Origin of the sequence: Cupriavidus sp. Met-2, assembly GCF_049843575.1 — a bacterium.
Taxonomy (GTDB): domain Bacteria; phylum Pseudomonadota; class Gammaproteobacteria; order Burkholderiales; family Burkholderiaceae; genus Cupriavidus; species Cupriavidus metallidurans.
Genome location: NZ_JBBHZL010000006.1, coordinates 182617 through 204741 on the forward strand (window position 1 = coordinate 182617; position 22125 = coordinate 204741).

Annotated in this window: 21 protein-coding genes and 1 tRNA gene; 14 read left to right on the forward strand and 8 right to left on the reverse strand. The window is 64.4% G+C overall.

All coding sequences use genetic code 11. From position 1 onward, the window contains the following. Positions 1 to 244: 244 nt before the first annotated feature. From WD006_RS15390 to WD006_RS15420, 7 genes are all read right to left on the reverse strand, one after another. Entirely contained in the window at positions 245 to 961 is a 717-nt protein-coding gene (locus WD006_RS15390) for an ABC transporter ATP-binding protein (protein ID WP_029308105.1), read from the reverse strand. Further along, positions 958 to 1725, reverse strand: a complete 768-nt coding sequence (locus WD006_RS15395) for an ABC transporter ATP-binding protein (RefSeq protein ID WP_017513260.1) — start codon at positions 1723 to 1725, stop codon at positions 958 to 960. The genes WD006_RS15390 and WD006_RS15395 overlap by 4 nt, the downstream gene beginning before the upstream one ends. Then, positions 1722 to 2786 (reverse strand): branched-chain amino acid ABC transporter permease, encoded by a 1065-nt coding sequence (locus WD006_RS15400; RefSeq protein ID WP_011516002.1) that lies wholly within the window; start codon positions 2784 to 2786, stop codon positions 1722 to 1724. Before WD006_RS15400 ends, WD006_RS15395 begins: the two co-directional genes overlap by 4 nt. 15 nt (positions 2787 to 2801) lie before the next feature. Then, entirely contained in the window at positions 2802 to 3668 is an 867-nt protein-coding gene (locus WD006_RS15405) for a branched-chain amino acid ABC transporter permease (protein WP_008652164.1), read from the reverse strand. A 25-nt stretch (positions 3669 to 3693) separates the two neighbouring features. After that, positions 3694 to 4887, reverse strand: a complete 1194-nt coding sequence (locus WD006_RS15410; protein WP_029308106.1) for an ABC transporter substrate-binding protein — start codon at positions 4885 to 4887, stop codon at positions 3694 to 3696. An 85-nt stretch (positions 4888 to 4972) separates the two neighbouring features. Then, on the reverse strand, positions 4973 to 5788 hold the full coding sequence (locus tag WD006_RS15415; RefSeq protein WP_029308107.1) for an alpha/beta fold hydrolase: 816 nt from the start codon (positions 5786 to 5788) through the stop codon (positions 4973 to 4975). 1 nt (position 5789) lies between these two features. Further along, positions 5790 to 7439 carry a benzoate-CoA ligase family protein gene (locus tag WD006_RS15420; RefSeq protein WP_029308108.1) on the reverse strand — a complete coding sequence of 550 codons (1650 nt, stop codon included), beginning with the start codon at positions 7437 to 7439 and terminating at the stop codon, positions 5790 to 5792. A 248-nt stretch (positions 7440 to 7687) separates the two neighbouring features. Between WD006_RS15420 and WD006_RS15425 the strand changes: the two genes are divergently transcribed. The 9 genes from WD006_RS15425 to aat all read left to right on the forward strand — a co-directional run bounded on the left by WD006_RS15425 (position 7688) and on the right by aat (position 16137). Beyond that, complete coding sequence (locus WD006_RS15425) at positions 7688 to 8638, forward strand: helix-turn-helix transcriptional regulator (protein WP_029308109.1); 951 nt, start codon at positions 7688 to 7690, stop codon at positions 8636 to 8638. 120 nt (positions 8639 to 8758) lie between these two features. Further along, positions 8759 to 10435 (forward strand): 2,3-epoxybenzoyl-CoA dihydrolase, encoded by a 1677-nt coding sequence (gene boxC, locus WD006_RS15430; protein ID WP_029308110.1) that lies wholly within the window; start codon positions 8759 to 8761, stop codon positions 10433 to 10435. 41 nt (positions 10436 to 10476) lie between these two features. Then, positions 10477 to 11901 (forward strand): benzoyl-CoA 2,3-epoxidase subunit BoxB, encoded by a 1425-nt coding sequence (gene boxB, locus WD006_RS15435; RefSeq protein ID WP_017512980.1) that lies wholly within the window; start codon positions 10477 to 10479, stop codon positions 11899 to 11901. 26 nt (positions 11902 to 11927) lie between these two features. Then, positions 11928 to 13175 (forward strand): benzoyl-CoA 2,3-epoxidase subunit BoxA, encoded by a 1248-nt coding sequence (boxA, locus tag WD006_RS15440; protein WP_017512979.1) that lies wholly within the window; start codon positions 11928 to 11930, stop codon positions 13173 to 13175. 105 nt (positions 13176 to 13280) lie between these two features. Continuing rightward, a complete protein-coding gene (locus WD006_RS15445) occupies positions 13281 to 13670 on the forward strand; it encodes an antitoxin Xre/MbcA/ParS toxin-binding domain-containing protein (RefSeq protein WP_011515994.1) in 390 nt (129 codons plus the stop codon). Further along, the gene (locus WD006_RS15450; RefSeq protein WP_029308111.1) at positions 13630 to 14394 is read left to right on the forward strand and encodes an RES family NAD+ phosphorylase; all 765 of its coding nucleotides are present in this window, start codon (positions 13630 to 13632) and stop codon (positions 14392 to 14394) included. Before WD006_RS15445 ends, WD006_RS15450 begins: the two co-directional genes overlap by 41 nt. Positions 14395 to 14516: 122 nt before the next feature. After that, a tRNA-Met gene (locus WD006_RS15455) sits at positions 14517 to 14592 on the forward strand. Positions 14593 to 14743: 151 nt separating this feature from the next. Continuing rightward, positions 14744 to 15328 (forward strand): NUDIX hydrolase, encoded by a 585-nt coding sequence (locus WD006_RS15460; RefSeq protein WP_008652183.1) that lies wholly within the window; start codon positions 14744 to 14746, stop codon positions 15326 to 15328. 59 nt (positions 15329 to 15387) lie between these two features. Beyond that, positions 15388 to 16137, forward strand: coding sequence for a leucyl/phenylalanyl-tRNA--protein transferase (gene aat / locus WD006_RS15465; RefSeq protein ID WP_011515992.1), 750 nt, complete (start codon positions 15388 to 15390; stop codon positions 16135 to 16137). Positions 16138 to 16252: 115 nt separating this feature from the next. On the opposite strand, the gene WD006_RS15470 is transcribed toward aat, so the two are convergent. Further along, a complete protein-coding gene (locus WD006_RS15470; protein WP_051723145.1) occupies positions 16253 to 16684 on the reverse strand; it encodes a hypothetical protein in 432 nt (143 codons plus the stop codon). A gap of 177 nt (positions 16685 to 16861) precedes the next feature. Here WD006_RS15470 and WD006_RS15475 point away from each other — a divergent pair, with 177 nt between their 5' ends. The 5 genes from WD006_RS15475 (at position 16862) to WD006_RS15495 (ending at position 22125) form a co-directional block, all read left to right on the forward strand. After that, positions 16862 to 17650: an arginyltransferase gene (locus WD006_RS15475; protein ID WP_011515990.1), complete on the forward strand. Its 789-nt coding sequence runs from the start codon at positions 16862 to 16864 to the stop codon at positions 17648 to 17650. 73 nt (positions 17651 to 17723) lie between these two features. After that, a complete protein-coding gene (locus tag WD006_RS15480) occupies positions 17724 to 18758 on the forward strand; it encodes a quinone-dependent dihydroorotate dehydrogenase (RefSeq protein WP_029308113.1) in 1035 nt (344 codons plus the stop codon). A 45-nt stretch (positions 18759 to 18803) separates the two neighbouring features. Beyond that, positions 18804 to 19862 (forward strand): aldo/keto reductase, encoded by a 1059-nt coding sequence (locus tag WD006_RS15485; protein ID WP_029308114.1) that lies wholly within the window; start codon positions 18804 to 18806, stop codon positions 19860 to 19862. A gap of 292 nt (positions 19863 to 20154) precedes the next feature. Further along, positions 20155 to 21126, forward strand: a complete 972-nt coding sequence (locus WD006_RS15490; protein ID WP_011515987.1) for an ABC transporter substrate-binding protein — start codon at positions 20155 to 20157, stop codon at positions 21124 to 21126. 102 nt (positions 21127 to 21228) lie between these two features. Beyond that, complete coding sequence (locus WD006_RS15495) at positions 21229 to 22125, forward strand: ABC transporter permease (RefSeq protein ID WP_011515986.1); 897 nt, start codon at positions 21229 to 21231, stop codon at positions 22123 to 22125.

The following is a 22125-nucleotide window of genomic DNA, read 5'->3' on the forward strand; positions in this document are numbered from 1 at the left end:
TCCCCGATGGGGCGGTATGGCCGTCTCTACCTCTATTGCATTGCACAAACGCGCGCATTCTAGATGAAGTGCTGTAAGACGACCACTGTGGAAGATGCCCGTGTTGCCAATGCGACCGAACAAGCATGGAAGCGAACCGGGCCATGGTCAAGCTCTGGTCACACTTTGCAGTGGGTTGCCCCACCAAACGAGCGTTGCGGACAAGCCACAACGGCGCCCCATGGTGGGCCGCCGAATCTGGAAATCAAACACCCAGGTAACGGTCCAGCGCCGCCGGCGCGGCGGCCAGATCGGCAGCGGGCCCGGACATGACCACCAGCCCCTTTTCCAGCACGACCACCCGGTCCACATGGGCCAGCACGGCCCGGTAGTTTCGGTCGACAACGACTGACGCGATCCCCGTCGCCCGTATCGTGGCGATCACATTCCAGATTTCGTGGACGATTTTGGGCGCCAGCCCTTCGGTGGCCTCGTCCAGAATCAGGCAATCCGGGTTGGTCATCAGCGCGCGGCCGATCGACAGCATCTGCTGTTCGCCGCCCGACAACTGCTGCCCGCCGTGCGACAACCGCTCTTTCAGGCGTGGGAACAGGTCCAGCACGCGGACCTCGTCCCAATCCTTGCGGCCCTGGCTCCCGGCGCGCGCAGCCATCAACAGGTTCTCGCGCACGCTCAGGTTAGGAAATATCCCCCGCCCTTCCGGGACATAGGCGATGCCGAGCCTGGCGACCTCATGCGGCCGCGCCCGCGACATATCGCGCCCCACCACGCGGATCCCGCCTTCACGTTCGCGCACGTGGCCCAGCAGCGTCCGCAGCAGCGTGCTCTTGCCCATGCCGTTGCGGCCAAGCAGGCCAACCGACTCGCCGGCGCCGACGCGAAAGTCGATGCCGCGCAGCACGTGGCTCGACCCATACCAGGCGTTGACGCCATCTGCGTCAATGATCGCGGCATGGCTCATGCGGCCTCCTCTTCGCCGAGGTAGGCCAGTTGCACTTCCCGATTGGCCCGGATGCTGGCCGGATCGCCAGTGGCGATCACCGTGCCGTTCACCATCACCGTGATGCGATCGGCCACGGCAAACACGGCCTCCATGTCGTGCTCGACCAGCAGGATCGCGTGGCCCTCCTTCAGGCCGCGCAGCAGGTCAAGCATCCGCTCAGACTCCTCCGCCCCCATGCCAGCCAGCGGTTCGTCGAGCAGCAGTGCCACGGGCTCGGTCGCGAGGCACATGGCCACCTCGAGCTGGCGCTTCTGGCCATGCGCGAGATCGCTGGCAAGCCGACCGGCGTGCTGCATCAGCCCCGCCCGTTCGAGCGCTTCGTCGGCCAGCGCGCGGCTCGTGCGGCAGCCCTGCGCCGGCTCCCAGAGACGCCAGGCCCGCTGCGCGCGCGATTGCGCCGCAAGCCGGCAATTTTCGCGCACGGTCAGTGGCAGGAAGATGTTGTTGCGCTGGTAGCTGCGGCCAATGCCGTGGCGCGCCAGCTTGGGCTGCGCCCAGCCCGTGACATCGCGCCCTTGCAGTTGCAGCCGGCCCTCCGATGGCGGCAGTTCGCCCGACAACAGGTTGATCAGTGTCGACTTGCCGGCGCCGTTGGTGCCGATTACCGCATGGATCTCGTGCAGATGCAGGGCCAGGTCCACACTGTTGACCGCCGTCAGCCCGCCAAATCGGCGCGTGAGGCTTTGCGCATCGAGTACCGGAACCGATGGGATCGTGTTCATACGGCCTCCCGGCTGCGTGTGTTCGATTCGGTGGCCGCGCCGGCCCGCCGCGCGCGACGCGGAGAACGATGCCGCAGCACCGCCGGCACGCTGACCAGCCCACGCGGCAGCAACGCCACCGCCAGGATGATGAAACCGCCCATCAGCAACTGCCAGTGCTTGGTCAACGTGCCGAACCATTCGGCCAGCAGCACGAACGAGAATGCACCCAGCACGGCGCCAGCCAGGCTGCCGACGCCGCCAAGAATCACCATCAGCATCGCGTTGCCCGACTGATGCCAGGAAGCAATCTCGGGATTCACGAAACCGAACTGGATCGCATAGAGGTACCCAGCCAGCCCCGCGAACGCACCGCCCACGACGAACGCCCCGAGCTGATAGCGATACGTGCCAAACCCGGCCGCCCGCATCCGCTGCTCGTTGTGCCGGATCCCCACCAGCGCGTGGCCGAAGCGGGAACGCAGCAGCAAGGTCAGCGCGGCCACGGTCAGCGCCAGCGCAACGAGCACCAGCCAATAGAACTGCACGGGGTCGTTCACGGTCACCGGTCGCGCCGAAAACAGCCCGAACTCGGGACGGAAGTAGATGTAGGTGCCGTCGCTGCCACCGGCGATCTTCGTGTCGTGGAACACGAAGTACACCATCTGCGCGAAGGCCAGCGTGACCATGATGAAGTAGATGCCGCGCGTGCGCAGCACGAGCGCGCCAACCACCAGCGCCAGCGCGGCCGCCGCGCCCACGGCGCCGAACAGCAGCAGCCAGCCATTGCCCGGCCCGCTCTCGGGCGCCAGCATCGCCGTGGCATAGGCGGCCATTGCGAAGTAGGCGGCGTGGCCCAGGCTCACCAGCCCGGTGTAGCCAATCAGCAGCTGCAGCGACAGCGCGAAGATCGCCATGATCATGACCTTGCTGAGCAGCTCGATGTAGTACTTGTGGCTGTCGGCGGTCAGCAGCATCGGCATGGCGCAGAGCACGGCCAAGGCCACCAGCCAGCCAGCGGTCGCCATCCAGGCCGGGCGGCGGATGTCCTGCGGTGGCGGTGTCAAGGAATCGGAATGCATGTCAGGATTTCCTGCTCAGCCCGCGCGGAACAGCCCCTGGGGCTTCCACAGCAGGATCACGGCCATCAGCAGGTAGACCAGCACGCCAGCCGCATCCTGCCAGAACACCTTGCCGAACGTATCGACGAAGCCGATCAGCAGCGACGCCACCAGCGCACCCTTGACCGAGCCGATACCGCCGATCACGACCACGACAAAGCAGATGATCAGCACCTGCCCGCCCATGCCCGGGTAGACCGAGGAAACCGGCGCGGCGATCATGCCTGCCAGCACGGCCAGGGCCACGCCGAGCGCGAACACGAAACGATAGAGCACGGTCACGTTGACGCCAAGCGACTGCACCATCTCGCGGTTCGTGGCGCCGGCGCGGATCATCATGCCCACACGCGTGCGGCGAATCACGTAGTACATCGCGCCGGCCACCAACAGGCAGACGGCGGAGATGAACAGGCGATACACCGGATAGGTCATGTCGTTGCCCACCGGCAGCGACCAGTCTAGCAGCGACGGCACTTGCACACCGTGCACGTCGTCGCCCACCAGGATGCTGCGCAACTCCTCGAAGACCAGGATTAGCCCGTATGTCATCAGCACCTGTTGCAGGTGGTCACGCTGATACAGGTAGCTGAAGAAGGCCCACTCCAGCACGTACCCGAACAGCACGGCCAGCACGATGCCGAGCGGCAGCGCAATGAACAGGTTGCCCGTCAGGCTGGCCAGCGTGAATGCCAGATAGGCCCCCAGCATGTAGAAGCTGCCATGTGCGAGATTGATCACGCCCATGATGCCGAAGATCAGCGTCAAGCCGCTGGCCACGAGGAACAGCAGCAGCCCGTACTGCACGCTGTTCAGGCACTGGATCAGAAACGAGACAAGGTCCATCGCGATGCCGCTTTCCAACGTGCGATTACAGGCGGCAGCCGCGCGCCGGATCGGCCAGCGCCTTCACGGCGACGCTGCTGACCTTGTTGTCGCGGCCATCGACCTTGCGCAGATAGAAGTCCTGCACCGGGTTGTGCGCCTTCGACAGCGTGAAGGCGCCACGCGGGCTATCCACCTTCGCGGCTTCCATCGCCTTGATGACCTCCGGCTTGCGCGACATGTCGCCCTTGACCGCATTGGCGCCAGCGGCCAGCAGTTGCGCGGCGTCGTAGCCTTGTACCGCGTAGACGTCGGGCTGCAGCTTGTACAGCTTGGCGTAGTCGAGCCGGAAGCTCTTGTCGCGCGGATTGGTCAGGCCATCGGCATAGTGCAGCGTGGTCTCCAGACCCTGCGCCGCGACGCCCTGCGCCTCGAGCGTGCCGTCGGTCAGGAAGCCTGATGCGTACAGCGGAATCTTGTCCTTGAGACCGGCGGCCTGCCAGTCCTTGACGAACTTGACCGCGCCGCCGCCGGCGAAGAACACGAACACGGCGTCGGGCTTGATCGAAGCCACTTCGGTAATCAGCGCCTGGAATTCGACGTTCGGGAACGGCAGGCTCAACTCCTTCACCACCTTGCCGCCCTTGGCTTCGAACGCTTCCTTGAAGCCCTTGACCGACTGCTCGCCCGCTGCGTATTTCCACGTCAGCGTGACCACCTTCTTCAGGCCGCGATCCGCCAGCACATGGCCCATGGCATAGCCCGGCTGCCAGTTCGAGAACGACGAACGGAAGATGTTGGGACCGCACAGCGGCCCGGTGGCTTCGTCCACGCCGGCATTGGGAATGATCAGCAGCGTATTGTTTTCCTTGGCCACCTTGACGATGCCCATTTGCACGCCCGAATGAACCGTGCCGACCACCACGTCGACCTGGTCGCGCTTGATCAGCTTGGTGGCATTCTCCGGCGCCTTGGCCGGATCGGACTCGTCATCGACCTTGAAGTATTCAACCTCGCGGCCGCCCAGCTTGCCGCCCTGCTCCTGCACGTACATCCGGAAGCCATTCTCGATGGCCCCGCCGAGGGCGGCATAAGTGCCCGTGTACGGCAGCATGAAGCCGACCTTGATCTTGCTGGATGTGGCCGGCGCACTCTGGGCCAGTGCCACGGACCCCGTGGCGAGCAGCGTGGCGACGGCGAGGCAGGCTGGCAATAGCCTGCGCGATGCATTGCGATGCATGGGGGTCTCCTCCCTGGTGGTCTGAAGCCTTTGGTTTCAAGCCATTTGGCCCGCGGTACGGCAGCGTTCCTGCCGTCCGGGCCAATTATTTTATATTTGAAGTATGTGTGTTTATAAACGCCACGGCCGCCGCCGTCAATGCGCCGGACTGGTCCCGGTGCGGCGAATGTCCACACCGCGCGAGTTTAAGCAGCACAGTTTGCGGCGCATATCGCTGGATACCCTCGATTTGCTCCATCGTGCCGTACTCGTCGTCCTCGCCCTGTACCGCCAGCGCCGGGCAGCGGATGTCGTGCAACAACGGGCGTAGGTCAAAGCGGCGGAAATCGGGATTGAGCCAGATGTCGTTCCACCCCCAGAACGCCGAATCGACATCATGGTGGTGACGCGCGAGCCTGTCGCGCAGGTCTGTCTGCAGATAGGTCTCGCGTGTGACGGCGATGCTGCGCACGGACAGGTCTTCCACGATGATGTGCGGCGCCAGCACCGTCAGGCCATCCACTGCATCCGGAAAGCTCGCCGCATGAATCAGCGCGATCGACCCGCCGTCGCTGTGTCCGAGCAGCCACGGCTTGCCATGGCTGCGGCCCAGCCCGATATCCAGCGCCTCGAACAAGGCCGGCAACGCCTCCCGCGCCTGCCGGTGCATGAAATCGACGCCCCATTTCTCTGCGTGCGGGCGCGGCGTGGAGCCGCCGTAGCCATAGCGCGAAAATACAAGCCCACGGAAATCACCGGCTTCGCAGAACTGGCGCGGAAAGTCGCGCCACATGCTGATCGAGCCCAGCCCCTCATGCAGGAAGACCACGAGAGGCCGCGTCATCCGTTCCGCGCGCAGCCATTGGTACTCGATGTCGATACTGCGTCCGTCGAACGGAATCTGAACGATGTCGGTATCCATGTCAGTGCTGCCGTGCGGCTTCCTCGCGCTGGCGCAGCCGGAAACGCTGGATTTTGCCAGTAGCGGTCTTGGGCAATTCTTCGACACATTCGATCTGCCGCGGATACTTGTACGGCGCGAGGCGGGACTTCACGAACGTCTGCAGTTCCGTGGCCATGCCTTCGTGCCATTGCTGGCCCGGCCGCATCACCACGAACGCCTTCGGCTTGATCAGGTCGTCCGCATCGGCCACGCCGATCACCGCGGCCTCGAGCACCGCCGGGTGCAGAGCCAGCGCAGCCTCCACTTCGAATGGCGAAACGTAGATGCCGCCGACCTTGAGCATGTCATCGCTGCGGCCCGCGTAGGTGAAATAGCCGTCGGCATCGCACACGTACTTGTCACCGCTGCGCGTCCAGGCGCCAACGAACGTGTCGCGGCTCTTTTCGCGATTGCACCAGTACATCAGCGCGGCCGATGGGCCTTTGATATAGAGATCCCCAACTTCGCCGGACGCGCAGGGCTCGCCTCGCTCGTCGAGCAGTTTCAGTTCGTAGCCCGGCACCGGCTTGCCCGTGGTGCCATAGCGCACCTCGCCTGGCCGGTTCGACAAGAAGATGTGCAGCATCTCGGTGGAACCAATACCGTCGAGGATGTCGCACCCAAAATGCGCGAGGAAGCGGTTGCCGATGTCCTGGGGCAACGCCTCGCCTGCTGACGTGCACACACGCATCGCCACATCGGCGCGCGGCGGCAAATCTGGCGAGGCGAGCATACCGGCGAACAGCGTGGGCACCCCACAGAACACGGTGGGACGATGGGTGGTCAGCCGCTGGAACACGGCCTGCGGGGTTGGCCGTTCGGCCATCAGGATCGTGGTGGCGCCCACGGCCAGCGGAAACGTCAGCGCGTTGCCCAACCCATAGGCAAAGAACAGTTTGGCCGCCGAGAACACGGTGTCGTCCTCACGGATGCCCAGCACGCGACGCGCGTAGAGATCGGCGGTGTGAAACAGGTTGCCATGCGTGTGGACCGTGCCTTTGGGCCGACCAGTCGACCCGGAGGAGTACAACCAGAACGCCATATCGTCGGGCCCGGTTGCGACGGATTGCGCCAACGGCGGCGCGCTCGCCGCCATGGCGCTGACCGTATTGGCCGCCTTGGCCGAATCCTCGGTATGCGGCGCGGCCACGATCAGATCCGGTGTGACACCCGCCTTGGTCATAGCCGCGCGCATCGTCGGCAGCAATTGCGCCGAGACCACCACCGCCCGCGCCCCGCTGTGCTCCAGCATGTAGGCGTAGTCCTCGGTCGTCAGCAGCGTATTGACCGCCACCGGCACCACGCCGGCAAGCAGGCAGCCAAGAAACACGGTGGGAAAGTCGATCGTATCGAACGCGCAGAGCAGTACACGCTCCTCGCGGCGGAAGCCCGCCCGCAACAGCGCGCCGGCGAAACGGCGGCAGCGGTCGTCGAGTTCGGCGAAGGTCAGGCTGCCCGCGTCATCAATGTATGCCGTCCTGACGCCCCGTCCTGCGACAAGGTTACGTGTCAGCAAATCCTCGGCGGCGTTATAGCGCGGCGGCAACGCGGCAATCGCCGTTTCGGCACGGGGGTCGGTCGATGCGGTGGCGCAGCCGGCTTGGCCAGCGCTCGAGATCGGGGGCGTCATGTCTCCACTCCTCTGGCCATCCGGCGTTCTCGAACAACACTGCGCGCGGCATGGCATCCAGCAGGTTTGTCTTTTTGTGCCGACAGCCAAGAGAGGTCGCCGACGATGTGCGATGCATTTTATTGCATATCGACTATTATGCAAGCAAGGGTATGCACTATATGACCGCAGAGGCACGGATCCGCCGCGCACTTTCCTGCACGTATAATGCCGCCGCTCCGATTGTGGAACCCCAACCGCCCTGAATCATGCGCCGCGACCCTGATCCGCTTATGACCGCCGAAGGCCGCCCGGACAACCGCGCGACCGGTGAACGGGACCCGTATCTCACGCATCTGGGCGAGCGCATCCGCTCACTGCGCGCGGCACGCGGCATGTCGCGCAAGGATCTGGCGCGCGGCGCGGACGTATCGGAGCGCTATCTCGCCAATCTCGAAACCGGCACCGGCAATGCATCGGTGCTGCTGCTGCGGCAGGTCGCCAACGCGCTGGACGTGCCACTGCCCGTGGTGCTGGCGGAGGTTGACGGCCATGCCGATGCGGGCGGCGCGGGCAACCCTCGCGCCACAGAGTTCTCGCAACTGATTCAGTGGCTCGCACAACTGCCGGCGAGCGATCTGGCCCGCGTGCGGGAAGCCGCGCGGCACGCGCTGTCGCCAACGGAATCCCGTGACGCCCGCCATCGCCGTATCGCGCTGATCGGCCTGCGCGGCGCGGGCAAATCGACGCTGGGCCGCGCGCTCGCGGCCGCGGAGGACATGCCGTTCGTCGAACTGAACGCCGCCATCGAAAGGGAGGCCGGCGCCAGCCTTTCCGAGATCCATTCGCTGTACGGCCAGGCCGCGTATCGCCGCTACGAAATGCGCGCGCTGGAGCGCGTGCTGCGCGAGAACGACACCATGGTGCTGGCCACGCCGGGCAGCCTGGTCTCCGAACCCGCCACGTTCAACCTGCTGCTATCGCGATGCTTCACGATCTGGGTACGCACGTCACCCGAGGAACACATGGCCCGCGTGGTAGCGCAAGGCGACATGCGGCCGATGGAAGGCAACCGCGAGGCGATGACTGACCTGCGGCGCATCCTGCAAGCCCGCACGCCACTCTATTCGCGCGCGGACGCCACGATCGACACGAGCGGCCAGGATGCCGCCACGTCACTGCACGCGCTGCAGGTGCAGATCCTGCACACACGGGCCTGACACCCCTCCCTTCAGTTTTTTCTTCGCAACGGGCTTGCACGATCTTGCATCGCCTTGATTGATGCACTATATTTCATGCCAGAAGATAAGGCACTATAGTGCATCAAGGAGACAGCCCTCATGTCGGACACCGCCCCCATCGCATCCAGCGCCCCCGTCACGTTCGAGCGCGATCCCGAGCAATACCGTCACTGGCAACTTACGTTCGAGGGCCCCGTCGCCACGCTGGCGATGAACGTCGACGAGGAAGGCGGACTGCGCCCTGGCTATGCGCTGAAGCTGAACTCCTATGACCTGGGCGTCGACATCGAACTGCACGATGCCCTGCAGCGCATTCGCTTCGAACATCCGGAAGTGCGCACCGTCGTGATGACGAGCACGAAAGATCGCATCTTCTGCTCGGGCGCCAACATCTTCATGCTCGGCAAGTCCAGCCACGCCTGGAAGGTCAACTTCTGCAAGTTCACGAACGAGACCCGCAACGGTATCGAGGACGCCAGCCTCCACTCGGGCATCAAGTTCATCGCCGCCTGCAACGGCACCACGGCGGGCGGCGGCTACGAGCTGGCGCTGGCCTGCGACGAGATCGTGCTGGTCGACGACCGCTCCTCGGCCGTGAGCCTGCCCGAAGTGCCGCTGCTGGGCGTGCTGCCGGGCACCGGCGGCCTGACGCGCGTCACCGACAAGCGCCATGTGCGCCGCGACCACGCCGACATCTTCTGCCTGACCACCGAAGGGGTGCGCGGGCAACGCGCCAAGGACTGGAAGCTTGTCGACGAGGTGGTCAAACCCGCACGCTTTGCCGAATACGTGCGCGAACGCGCGCAGGCGCTGGCCGCCCAGAGCGACCGCCCCGCCGATGCACAGGGCGTGAGACTGACGCCACTGACGCGCACCGTGACGCCCGAAGGCTATCGGTACGAAACCGTACGCGTCGACATCGACCATGAGTCACGCCGCGCAACGATCACCGTGTCGGCGCCCGACGCCGGTCAACCCCGGGATCTGGCCGGCATCCTCGCCGCCGGCGCCCAGTGGTGGCCGCTCAAGATGGCGCGCGAGCTAGACGACGCCATCCTGACGCTGCGCACCAATCATCTCGATATCGGCATGTGGATCCTCAAGACCACCGGCGATGCCGCACAGGTGCTGGCGGCCGATGCGCTGATGGATGCGCACGCCAGCCACTGGTTCGTGCGCGAGACGATCGGCATGCTGCGCCGCACGCTGGCGCGCCTGGATGTGTCGTCGCGCAGTCTGTTCGCGCTGGTGGAACCGGGCTCCTGCTTTGCCGGCACGCTGCTGGAACTGGTGCTGGCCGCGGACCGCGCCTACATGCTGCAACTGCCCGACACGCCGGACGAAGCTCCTCGCGTTCATGCCGACGTCGCCAACTTCGGCCGCTATCCGATGCCGAACGGCCTGACGCGCCTGGCCGCACGCTTCTATGAAGATGTCGACGCCATCGTCGCCGTGCGCGAACAGGCCGGCAAGCCGCTAGACGGCCCCGCCGCCGAAGCACTTGGCCTGATCACGGCCGCGCTCGACGACATCGACTGGGAAGACGAAATCCGTATCGCCACCGAGGAACGCGCGAGCCTGTCCCCCGACGCCCTGACCGGTCTGGAAGCCAACCTGCGCTTCGGCGGGCGAGAAACGATGGAAACGCGCATTTTCGGGCGCCTGACGGCCTGGCAGAACTGGATCTTCAACCGGCCCAACGCGGTCGGCGAACACGGCGCGCTCAAGGTATTCGGCACCGGTAACAAGGCACGCTTCGACTGGGATCGGGTCTGACGACTGTCCGATCTGACGGCAAATATAAAAGGAGACCCGCAATGAGCATCGACTACAGCCAGAAGATTCCGAACAACGTGAACCTCTCCGAGGACCGCACGCTGCAGCGCGCGCTCGAACACTGGCAGCCGGCGTTCCTGGACTGGTGGCGCGACATGGGGCCGGACGGCTCGCACAACTTCGATGTCTACCTGCGCACCGCGGTCTCCGTCGATCCGTCAGGCTGGGCGCACTTCGAGCACGTGAAGATGCCCGACTATCGCTGGGGTATCTTCCTGCAACCGGCAGATCCCAATCGCCGGATTCACTTCGGCGAGCACAAGGGTGAGGCGGCCTGGCAGGAAGTACCGGGCGAACACCGCGCCAATCTGCGCCGCATCATCGTCACGCAGGGTGACACGGAACCGGCATCGGTGGAGCAGCAACGCCATCTGGGCCTGACCGCCCCGTCGCTCTATGACCTGCGCAACCTGTTCCAGGTCAACGTGGAAGAAGGCCGACACCTGTGGGCCATGGTCTACCTGCTGCACCGCCATTTCGGTCGCGACGGCCGTGAGGAAGCGGAAGCGCTGCTCGGCCGCCGCTCGGGTGACGAGGACAATCCACGCATCCTGGGCGCGTTCAACGAGCGGACCCCGGACTGGCTGTCGTTCTTCATGTTTACCTACTTCACCGACCGCGACGGCAAGTTCCAGCTCTGCGCGCTGGCGGAATCTGGCTTCGACCCGCTTGCGCGCACCACGCGCTTCATGCTGACCGAGGAAGCACACCATATGTTTGTGGGTGAGTCCGGCGTCTCTCGAGTGATCCAGCGCACCTGCGAGGTCATGCGCGAGCGCGACATCCAGGATCCGGCGGACGTGCGCGCCGCTGGCGTGATCGACCTGGAAACGATCCAGCGCTACCTGAACTTCCACTACAGCGTCACGATCGACCTGTTCGGGGCGGACCAGTCTTCCAACGCCGCCACGTTCTACAGCGCCGGCCTCAAGGGTCGGTTCGACGAAGGCAAGCGCGACGATGACCACTTGCTCAAGGGCGACGTGTACCGCATCCTCGACGTGCGGGATGGCAAGCTGACCGAGCGTGAAGTGCCGATGCTGAATGCGTTGAACGAGGTGCTGCGCGACGACTACATTAAGGACTCCATGGGCGGCGTGGCGCGCTGGAACAAGGTCATCGAGAAGGCAGGCATCCCGTTCCGCCTGACCGTGCCGCACAAGGCCTTCAACCGCAAGATCGGCACCTTCGCAAACCTGCACGTGTCGCCCACCGGCGAAATACTGACGACCGCCGAATGGGAAGCCAACAAGGACAAATGGCTGGCGACCGAACAAGATCGCAAGTACGTGGCTTCGCTGATGGGGAGGGTGGTAGAACCCGGCAAGTACGCCAACTGGATCGCGCCGCCGGCTGTTGGCATCAACCGCCAGCCGATTGATTTCGAGTACGTTCGTTTCAACTGACGACCTATCCATCGAGGCTGACGATCATGGGCGCCGCCGACATCATCAAGCAACATCTGATCGACCCGGAAATCTGCATTCGCTGCAACACCTGCGAAGACACGTGCCCGATAGATGCCATCACTCACGACGACCGCAACTACGTGGTCAAGGCTGACGTCTGCAATGCGTGCAATGCATGCCTGTCGCCCTGCCCCACCGGCGCCATCGACAACTGGCGCACGATGCTCAAGGGCCAGGCCTACACCATCGAAGCCCAGTTGACCTGGGACGAACTGCCGGAAGAGGTGCCGTTGCCGGAAGCGGAGATCGAGGCAGCGGCTGCGGCCGGGCAGGTCATCGAGGAAGCGTCGCGCGGCAGCAAATCCGTGGCCGTTCAGGAGGTGGAGGCCAGTCGGCATACGTCATCCAGGGCGCCGTGGTCGGCCGCGCATCCGTACGTCAACCTGCATGGCGTGCGCGAGCCGGTGACCGCCACGGTGGCCGGCAACTACCGGCTGACCGCCGAGGATGCATCGAGCGACATCCATCACATCGTGCTCGACTTCGGCAATCACTTCTTTCCGGTGCTGGAAGGTCAGGCAATCGGGATCGTCCCGCCCGGCACCGATGCATCCGGAAAGCCGCACTACATCCGCATGTATTCGGTGGCCAGCCCGCGCGACGGCGAGCGGCCGGGTTATAACAACCTCGCGCTGACCGTAAAGCGCGTGGACACCGATCACGATGGCAACCCAGTGCGCGGCGTGGCGTCGAACTTCCTGTGCGACCTGGCCAAGGGTGACCCTGTGCAGGTGGTCGGGCCGTTCGGCAGCACATTCCTGATGCCGAACCACCGCGAAGCGAGCGTGATGATGATCTGCACCGGTACCGGATCCGCGCCGATGCGGGCGATGACCGAGCGTATGCGCCGCAACATGGACCACTTCAGCGGTCGCCGGCTGCTGTTCTTCGGCGCCCGCAATCGGCGGGAACTGCCCTACTTTGGGCCGCTGCTGAAGCTACCCAAGGACTTCCTGGACATCCACTTCGCGTTCTCGCGCGATCCGGAGGTACCGCGCCGGTATGTGCAGGACGCCATTCGCGAGGCCTCGGCCCAGGTGGCCGCGTTGCTGGCGGACCCGCATGGTCATATCTACATCTGCGGACTCAAGGGGATGGAGGAAGGCGTGCTGGATGCATTCGCCGAGGTCTGCGCCACGTCGGGTCAGTCGTGGCAGGACATCGAACCGCGCCTGCGTGCCGAAGGTCGCCTGCATATCGAAACGTATTAGGAACAGGATCGGGAAACGGAATCGCCACAGGAATCAACACCATTTGCAGCTTCCCTTCTGAAACTGGGTGCCTATAATGTTTCTCAAGAAACAGGAGCATAGGCGATGCAATCTGGTCAGATTCCGACGCCGGACCCCGGAAGTGCCCCCGATCCTGGCGTGACGCTCACCAAGGCCGTGATGCGCGCGGCTAGCTTTCTCGGCATCAGCCAGGCCATCGTGGCCAGCGTGCTGGGGATCAGCACCGCTTCAGTTTCGCGCATGGCCTCGGGCGGCTACGTGCTCGATGTCCATCGCAAGGAATGGGAGTTCGCCGTCCTGTTCGTGCGCCTGTTCCGCTCGCTCGATGCCATCCTTGGCCACGAGGAACAGGCGCGGCTCTGGCTGACCCACGACAATCTCGCACTCGGCGGCAAGCCGCTCGAACTGATCCGCACAACGGAGGGCATCGTACGTGTCGTTCACTACCTGGACGCCACCCGCGGTCGCATCTGAGCGCAAGCCGTTCGCGCTCAGGCTCTGGCGGGCGGTAGAAGCGCAACACGTGGTGTCGACCATGCCGCTGGTCGATACACTCGAGGAGCAGGCCGTGCTGGAGGCCGTCCTCGACGCCGGCAAGCCCGTCGTGCCACTCGATGCGCGGCATCTGCACTATCTGATCTACACGCCGTTCCGCTACCCGCCCGCCGCCGAGGGCTCACGCTTTCGCGGCCCCCAGGACATCGGTGTGTTCTATGGCGCCGAAGCCATTCGCACAGCCTGCGCAGAGCTTGGATTCTGGCGCTGGCGGTTCCTGCAGGACAGCCCGGCGCTGCCGCGCATCGATGCACGCGCGCAGACCCTGTTCCAGGTCAGCGTGAAGACCGACGGGGTGGCACTCGATACGCCGCCGTTTGTGGACGACGGCGCGCGCTGGACCGACCCCAACCAGCACGATGAATGTCAGGCGTTCGGCCGCACCGCGCGCGAGGCAGCCATCGGCCTGATCCGGTACACATCGGCGCGTGACCCCGTGCACGGCGCTTGCGCTGCCATCCTCACCCCCCGCGCCTTTGACGCGCCCGAGCCGCTCGCCACCACCACCTGGATGCTGACCGTACGCCGCGACCGCGTGATGTGGCAACGCGACGACCTGCAGCAGCGCGACAGTTTCGAGTTCGAAGGCGCCTGGTGGGACGCCCTACGGCAGCGCACAAGCGAAAGTCCTTCCACGCCCTGAACCGACTGCCACGCGCAACGATCTAACCCTTGTCAGCAGGCCATCTAGCGTGTCTCCGCAATTGTTCGGATGTTTCTGTTGCATTGCGTCAACGACTCACCTATAATCACAGCTTCGACGGACGCGGGGTGGAGCAGTTGGCAGCTCGTCGGGCTCATAACCCGAAGGTCGCAGGTTCAAGTCCTGCCCCCGCAACCAACCGACCGTCGCACAGCAAACCCGCCTATTGGCGGGTTTTTTGTTTGCCATGGCGCGCACGCTTTGCATGACGCGCCGGACGGCGGGCGCCATACAGAAGCGCCCCGGCGCGGTGATACACTTGCCGCCATTCCTCCCGAGTGCCTCCCTCATGAAATTCTGCTCGAACTGTGGCCATGCGGTAGTTCTGCGCGTGCCTGAAGGCGACAACCGCCCGCGCAGCGTGTGCGATAGCTGCGGCACCATCCACTATGTGAATCCACGCAATGTCGTGGGCACGATCCCGGTGTGGGAAGACAAGATCCTGATCTGCAAACGCGCAATCGAGCCGCGCTATGGCTTCTGGACGCTGCCGGCGGGGTTTATGGAGATTGGCGAGACCACCGCACAAGCCGCTTCGCGCGAAACGCTGGAGGAAGCCGGCGCCCGCGTGGAAGTGGGTGAACTGTTCTCGATGCTGAACGTGCCGCACGTGCATCAAGTGCATCTTTTCTATCTGGCCCGCCTGCTGGATCTGGATGTAGCCCCGGGCGAAGAAAGCCTCGAGGTCAAGCTCGTCGACGAGGCCGACGTGCCTTGGGACGATCTGGCATTCCCCACGGTCATCCACACGCTGCGCTGCTTCTTCGCCGACCGCGCTGCCGGCCGGATCGCCGATAGTAGCTTCAGGTTGCATACGCTCGACATCGACAAGCCGATGCGTCCGCTGACCAGCCGCGCCACGGTCACGCCGTAACAGGCGACGTCCAACCCGCAGGTTTCCCGCAATTCCAGCCGCAACTCCAGCCTCAGAGCATGATCACCTGGCTCGACCCGCAGGACCCGTTTCCACCGGTCGAGCGCGCGCTCGGACCAGCAAGTGACGCGCCGGGACTCCTTGCGGCCAGCCGCGATCTTTCACCGCAGCGCCTGCTTCTAGCCTATCGACAAGGCATCTTTCCCTGGTACTCGGAAGGCCAGCCCGTTCTATGGTGGAGCACCGACCCGCGTATGGTGCTGGCCCCGCATCGGCTGAAGATTTCGGTGTCCCTGCGGAAGACCCTGCGTCGCATCCTGCGGGACCCCGACTGGGAAATCCGCGTCGATGACGATTTCGTCGCCGTGATGCAGGCTTGCGCAATGACCCCACGCGATGGCCAGCTCGGCACTTGGATCACGGACGACATCGTCGCAGCGTACGGCAGCCTGCATCGCCTCGGACTCGCGCACTCTGTCGAGACCTGGTATCGCGGCGAACGCGTTGGCGGCCTCTACGGCGTGGCCCTGGGGCGCATGTTCTACGGCGAGTCGATGTTCGCCCACCGCACGGATGCGTCGAAGATCGCCCTTGCGGCGCTATGCGGATTCCTCGAACGCCACGGCGTAACCATGATCGACTGCCAGCAGGAGACCGATCACCTCGCCTCGCTCGGCGCCGAACCAATCCCTCGCGAGCAGTTCATTGCACACGTTCGCCAGACGGCTGCCGAAGCCAATATCTCTCCCTGGCGTTTTGACAAATCTGAACTGACGCGCTGGACATCACAGGCAAGCACCGAACTCTGATTGCACGGATCATCGGGGACAAGTGTCGGCGTCACGTGCCCACACTGGCATCAGCGCTCCCTCGACGCGTAACCTGGCGATTGTGCACGCTGCAGCCCACCCCACGTATGCGCGGCTATGGGACATTTCGTCTACCCACCTGGATCCGATCAATTCGCTGATCCATCTGATGCAGGCGTCGATCGACTTGGTCCAGCCGCCCCGTGAGTCGCTTATCCATCTCACCAATCGAATTGGTAAGCCGCCTGTCCATCTCGTCAATTGTATTGGTGAGCCGCTTGTCCATTTCGCCGATCGATGTGGCGAGACGCTTATCCATCTCAATGATCGAAGTGGCAAGCGGACTCACCGCAGCCGTGAGCTTTTCCTCCATGACCGCATTCTGATAGCTCATCACCGCGACCAATGTCGCGCCGCCCGCAGCGATCGCCGCGATCAAGGCGGCGATCTCCGTGATCTTGGACGGCCGCGATTCACGCGGCCCGTCAGTGCTGGCGTCTACGACGCTGCGCTCGATAGCCTCTGCCTGAATGACCGTGGCTGTCATTGCAAATTCTCCGCTGTGTCAGATGACTCACATGCTAGGCGTCCGCCATCCGCCGCACCATGCGAGGAATCTCAAAATGGCACCTCATCTCGCCAGCAGGCCACGGCATCGCCTTGCAGACGTGCGCCGGCCCGCTCTGATAGACTGCGAGACAAGCCCCCGTCCATCTCCGACGCCATGAGCAAGCTGAAGGAACTCCCGCTTTCCGCGCTGCAGTTTTATGCGACGGCGCCCTACGCTTGCAGCTACCTCGAAGGCCGCATGGCACGCTCTCAGGTGGCCACGCCGGCGCACCTGATCAATGCCGACGTCTACTCGCGGCTGGTGCGGGCTGGCTTCCGGCGCAGCGGCATCTTCACCTACCGCCCCTATTGCGACGAATGCCGCGCCTGCACGCCATGCCGGGTGCTGGTCGATCAGTTCAGACCCGATCGCAGCCAGCGCCGCGCATGGCGAGACCATCAAGGCCTTCAGGCCCTCGTGGCGCCGCTCACCTACGTCGAGGAGCATTACGCGCTGTATCTGCTTTACCAGTCGATGCGCCATGCCGGCGGCGGCATGGACCAGGACAGCCGCGACCAGTACGAGCAGTTCCTGCTACAGAGCCGTGTGAACTCCCGTCTGGTGGAGTTTCGTGAACCACCGGGATCCCCGGAAGCGGGACGCCTGCGCATGGTCAGCATGATCGACGTGCTCGACGATGGCCTGTCGTCTGTCTACACGTTCTACGACCCCCTGATCGTGGGCGCGAGCTACGGGACCTACAACATCCTGTGGCAGATCAACCAGACCCGCGAGCTTGGCCTGCCCCACCTGTACCTCGGGTACTGGATCGCCGACAGCCGCAAGATGGCCTACAAGGCACGCTTTCAGCCATTGCAGGTACTCACTGGCAATCAGTGGCACACCTTCAAGGCTCCGGCGGAAGCATCCGGGCAACCGGCACCCGACCCAGCCCTGGAGTAAAAACGGGCGCAGGAGGCGCTACAATGCCGCCTTGGTTCCGACTCCTCGCCGGCCCTGGCCGCGCCCCACCCTCGTGCTCAACGCGCTTTACCCCCTGCTGCGCCCCGCCCTGTTTTCCATGGATGCGGAGGACGCCCACCATTTCACGCTCAATAACCTGATGCGCGCCAAGCGCATGGGGCTGGCCGGATGCATCGGCAACAGCATCGCCGACGACCCGCGCACGGTCATGGGCGTTCGCTTTCCGAATCCGGTCGGCCTGGCGGCCGGCCTGGATAAGGATGGCGCCTATATCGATGGCCTGGCGGCATTCGGCTTCGGCTTCATCGAAGTCGGTACGGTCACACCTCGGGCGCAGCCGGGCAACCCGCGCCCGCGCATGTTCCGACTGCCGCAGGCCGACGCGCTAATCAACCGCATGGGCTTCAACAACGGGGGCGTCGATGCATTCATCCGAAATGTCCAGGCATCCCGCTGGAAGGCCGAAGGCGGTGTGCTGGGGCTCAATATTGGCAAGAACGCCGATACGCCGATCGAGCGCGCGGCAGACGATTACCTGTACTGTCTTGAGCGCGTCTATCCGCACGCAAGCTATGTCACGGTGAATATCTCATCGCCGAACACGAAGAACCTGCGCCAGCTCCAGGGTGCCAGCGAACTCGATAGCCTGCTGTCCACACTCAAGGCTGCCCAGCAGCGCCTGGCCGACCAGCACAAGCGCTACGTGCCCGTGGCGCTCAAGATCGCTCCCGATCTCGACGATGACCAGGTTCGCAACATCGGCGATGCGCTGGTGCGCCACAAGATTGACGGCGTGATCGCCACAAACACGACGATCTCGCGCGACGCCGTGAAGGGCCTGCCTCATGCCGAGGAAGCTGGCGGCCTGTCCGGCCGCCCGGTGTTCGAAGCCTCCACGCGGGTGGTGCGCGCGTTGCGTGAAGTCATTGGCGACGCGCTGCCGATCATCGGTGTGGGCGGCATCTTCAACGGCGTCGATGCACGCGCCAAGATCGACGCCGGCGCGCAGCTCGTGCAGGTCTACAGCGGCCTGATCTATCGCGGGCCGACGCTGGTGCGCGAATGTGCCAGCGCCCTGCGCCGATAGCGGTTTTCAGGCATTCTGTCGGCCGACACGATCCAGGGAAACACCATGAAAATGATCCGACTCGGCCGCAGCGACCTCGAAGTCTCGCGCATCTGCCTCGGCACGATGACCTTCGGCGAGCAGAACACCGAGGCCGAGGGCCATAGCCAGCTTGACTACGCATTCTCGCGCGGCATCAATTTCATCGACACCGCCGAGATGTACCCGGTCAAGCCGCGCGCCGAGACGTACGGCAGCACCGAGCGCATCATCGGCACCTGGCTGAAGAAGCAGCCGCGCGATCGCGTCGTGCTCGCCAGCAAGGTGGCCGGCCCGGCGCGCAATCCGTGGATACGCAATGGCGGGGATCTGACGCCTGACAGCATCCGCGCCGCGGTCGAGGACTCCCTCAAGCGACTGCGGACCGACTACATCGACCTCTACCAGATTCATTGGCCGGCGCGTAACGCGCCGATTTTCGGCCAGAAGCGCTTCAACCCCGAAGCTGAGCGCCAGTGCGCGACAATCGAGGCGCAACTCGAAGCGATGGGCGATCTGGTGCGGGCCGGCAAGATCCGCTACGTCGGCGTGTCGAACGAAACGCCGTGGGGCGTGACGGAGTTCGTCAATGTGGCCGAGCGGCATGGCCTGCCCCGCATCGCCACGATCCAGAACCCGTACAACCTCGTCAACCGCAGCTTCGAGCAGGGGCTGGACGAGACCTGCTTCCGCACCGAGGTCAGCCTGCTGGCGTACAGCCCGCTCGGGTTCGGCCAGTTGACCGGCAAATACCTGACCGGTGATGCAAACCACCCCGTATTCAACCCGGACGCCGTTGGCCGGCTGACGCGCTTCTCCCCTGACTGGAGCCCGCGCTACATGCGAGCCGAGACGATGGCGGCCGCCGCGCGGTACCTGGAACTCGCCCGCGCGCACGGGATGTCGGGCGCCACATTGGCGCTCGCATGGTGCTATTCGCGCTGGTTTATCGCCAGCACGATCATCGGCGCCACGGGCCTTGCGCAACTTAAAGAAAACGTAGACGCCCTGGATACCGCACTTTCGGCCGAGGTGCTGTCGGCCGTTGAGCGCATTCACGCCGAAATCCACAATCCGGCGCAATAATTTGCGGTGCACCTCCCCAGTAGAGGTGTTTTTCAGCAGGATATGGCGCGGTGCGGCATTAAAAGCGAGCCATCCAGGCGGTGAAAATGGTATGCTGCGAGCCTTCGCGCCGTCGTATCCGTTGCGACCGCGCGCGCGCCCGCACCTGCCGCCGGGCGCAGCGCGCCCGCACGCGGACCGACCGGGTCACCCTGCCTGACATGTTTCCAGTGCCAGCAGGCTTACTGTCAGGACGGCGGTCACGTTTTTGCGGCTGATCTAAAGCACCGAACCCTCGGGGGAGAACAAATACATGCTGCGTCTCAAGGCATCCACCAAAACCATCCTCGGCAGCGCAGTCGCGCTGGCTCTGCTCTACGGCGGCGCCGTGCAGGCTCAGACTGTGAAGGTCCTGTCGATCGTGGATCACCCGGCACTTGACGCCATTCGTGACGGCGTGCGCGACGAACTGAAGGCCAACGGCTACGACGCCGACAAGAACCTGAAGTGGGAATACCAGAGCGCCCAGGGCAACACCGGCACGGCCGCCCAGATCGCCCGCAAGTTCGTGGGTGACCAGCCGAACGTGATCGTGGCCATTGCCACGCCGTCGGCGCAGGCCGTGGTGGCTGCCACCAAGTCCGTCCCCGTGGTGTATTCGGGCGTGACCGATCCGGTGGCTGCTCAGCTGGTCAAGAGCTGGGGCGCATCGGGCACCAATGTGACCGGCGTGTCGGACAAGCTGCCGCTGGACAAGCAGGTCGCCCTGATCAAGCGCGTGGTGCCCAAGGCCAAGAACGTGGGCATGGTCTACAACCCGGGTGAAGCCAACTCGGTGGTGGTGGTCAAGGAACTGAAGGAACTGCTGGCCAAGGAAGGCCTGACCCTGAAGGAAGCCGCCGCACCGCGTACCGTAGACATTGGCCCGGCCGCCAAGAGCCTGATCGGCAAGGTGGACGTGATCTACACGAACACCGACAACAACGTCGTGTCCGCATATGAATCGCTGGTCAAGGTGGCCAACGAATCGAAGATCCCGCTGGTGGCTTCGGACACCGACAGCGTGAAGCGTGGCGCCATCGCCGCCCTGGGTATCAACTACGGTGACCTGGGCCATCAGACCGGCAAGGTCGTGCTGCGCATCCTGAAGGGTGAAAAGCCGGGCGCGATTGCTTCGCAAACCTCCGACAACCTTGAGCTGTTCGTGAACACGGGCGCCGCCGAGAAGCAAGGCGTCACCCTGTCGCCGGACCTGATCAAGGAAGCCAAGACCGTCATCAAGTAAGACCCAACGAGGCCGCGCCGCCTACCCTACGAGCGCGGCCTTGAGCGCCCCCAGGGCCCTACCCGGGCCAAACCGGTCGGGCTAGCAACAGGATTTTCCCCAATGTCCCTCTTTTCCCTTCTGGGCGCCCTCGAGATCGGCCTGATCTTCAGTCTCGTGGCGCTCGGGGTGCTGATTTCCTTCCGCATCCTCAATTTCCCCGACCTGACCGTCGACGGCAGCTTCCCGTTGGGCGGTGCCGTGGCTGCCACGCTGATCTCGGCCGGGCACGACCCGTTCACCGCCACGGTGGCCGCCATCATCGCCGGATCGCTGGCCGGTTTCATCACGGGCTGGCTCAACGTGCGACTCAAGATCATGGACCTGCTGGCCAGTATCCTGATGATGATCGCGCTGTACTCGGTCAACCTGCGCGTCATGGGCCGCCCGAACGTGCCTCTGATCACCGAACCGACCATCTTCACGATCCTGCAGCCGGAATGGATGCCCGACTACGTGCTGCGCCCTGTGGTGCTGTTCGTGGTGGTCGTGATCGCCAAGATTGGCCTGGATTGGTTCTTCTCGTCGCAGCTTGGCTTGGCGATGCGCGCCACCGGCGCCAACCCGCGCATGGCCCGCGCCCAGGGCGTGCCCACTGGCCGCGCGACGCTGGCCGGCATGGCGCTCTCGAATGCGCTCGTCGCACTGGCAGGCGCACTGTTCGCGCAGACACAAGGCGGCTCCGACATCTCGATGGGTATCGGCACGATCGTGATCGGCCTGGCCGCTGTGATCATCGGCGAAACGATCATTCCGGCACGACGTCTGGTGTACGTCACGCTGGCTGTGGTGGTTGGCGCAATCCTCTATCGTTTCTTCATCGCGCTGGCGCTGAACAGTGAATTCATCGGCCTCAAGGCACAGGATCTGAACCTGGTGACGGCTGCCCTCGTGACGCTGGCGCTGGTGCTGCCGGCCACGCGCAAGAAGCTGTTCGCCCGCAAGAACGGAGGTGCCTGA

Bases quoted from the DNA above. Each gene is read 5' to 3' on its own strand.
- WD006_RS15390 (WP_029308105.1), bottom strand. From the start codon at position 961: ATGAGCCATGCCGCGATCATTGACGCAGATGGCGTCAACGCCTGGTAT.
- WD006_RS15395 (WP_017513260.1), bottom strand. From the start codon at position 1,725: ATGAACACGATCCCATCGGTTCCGGTACTCGATGCGCAAAGCCTCACG.
- WD006_RS15400 (WP_011516002.1), bottom strand. From the start codon at position 2,786: ATGCATTCCGATTCCTTGACACCGCCACCGCAGGACATCCGCCGCCCG.
- WD006_RS15405 (WP_008652164.1), bottom strand. From the start codon at position 3,668: ATGGACCTTGTCTCGTTTCTGATCCAGTGCCTGAACAGCGTGCAGTAC.
- WD006_RS15410 (WP_029308106.1), bottom strand. From the start codon at position 4,887: ATGCATCGCAATGCATCGCGCAGGCTATTGCCAGCCTGCCTCGCCGTC.
- WD006_RS15415 (WP_029308107.1), bottom strand. From the start codon at position 5,788: ATGGATACCGACATCGTTCAGATTCCGTTCGACGGACGCAGTATCGAC.
- WD006_RS15420 (WP_029308108.1), bottom strand. From the start codon at position 7,439: ATGACGCCCCCGATCTCGAGCGCTGGCCAAGCCGGCTGCGCCACCGCA.
- WD006_RS15425 (WP_029308109.1), top strand. From the start codon at position 7,688: ATGCGCCGCGACCCTGATCCGCTTATGACCGCCGAAGGCCGCCCGGAC.
- boxC (WP_029308110.1), top strand. From the start codon at position 8,759: ATGTCGGACACCGCCCCCATCGCATCCAGCGCCCCCGTCACGTTCGAG.
- boxB (WP_017512980.1), top strand. From the start codon at position 10,477: ATGAGCATCGACTACAGCCAGAAGATTCCGAACAACGTGAACCTCTCC.
- boxA (WP_017512979.1), top strand. From the start codon at position 11,928: ATGGGCGCCGCCGACATCATCAAGCAACATCTGATCGACCCGGAAATC.
- WD006_RS15445 (WP_011515994.1), top strand. From the start codon at position 13,281: ATGCAATCTGGTCAGATTCCGACGCCGGACCCCGGAAGTGCCCCCGAT.
- WD006_RS15460 (WP_008652183.1), top strand. From the start codon at position 14,744: ATGAAATTCTGCTCGAACTGTGGCCATGCGGTAGTTCTGCGCGTGCCT.
- aat (WP_011515992.1), top strand. From the start codon at position 15,388: ATGATCACCTGGCTCGACCCGCAGGACCCGTTTCCACCGGTCGAGCGC.
- WD006_RS15470 (WP_051723145.1), bottom strand. From the start codon at position 16,684: ATGACAGCCACGGTCATTCAGGCAGAGGCTATCGAGCGCAGCGTCGTA.
- WD006_RS15475 (WP_011515990.1), top strand. From the start codon at position 16,862: ATGAGCAAGCTGAAGGAACTCCCGCTTTCCGCGCTGCAGTTTTATGCG.
- WD006_RS15485 (WP_029308114.1), top strand. From the start codon at position 18,804: ATGAAAATGATCCGACTCGGCCGCAGCGACCTCGAAGTCTCGCGCATC.
- WD006_RS15490 (WP_011515987.1), top strand. From the start codon at position 20,155: ATGCTGCGTCTCAAGGCATCCACCAAAACCATCCTCGGCAGCGCAGTC.
- WD006_RS15495 (WP_011515986.1), top strand. From the start codon at position 21,229: ATGTCCCTCTTTTCCCTTCTGGGCGCCCTCGAGATCGGCCTGATCTTC.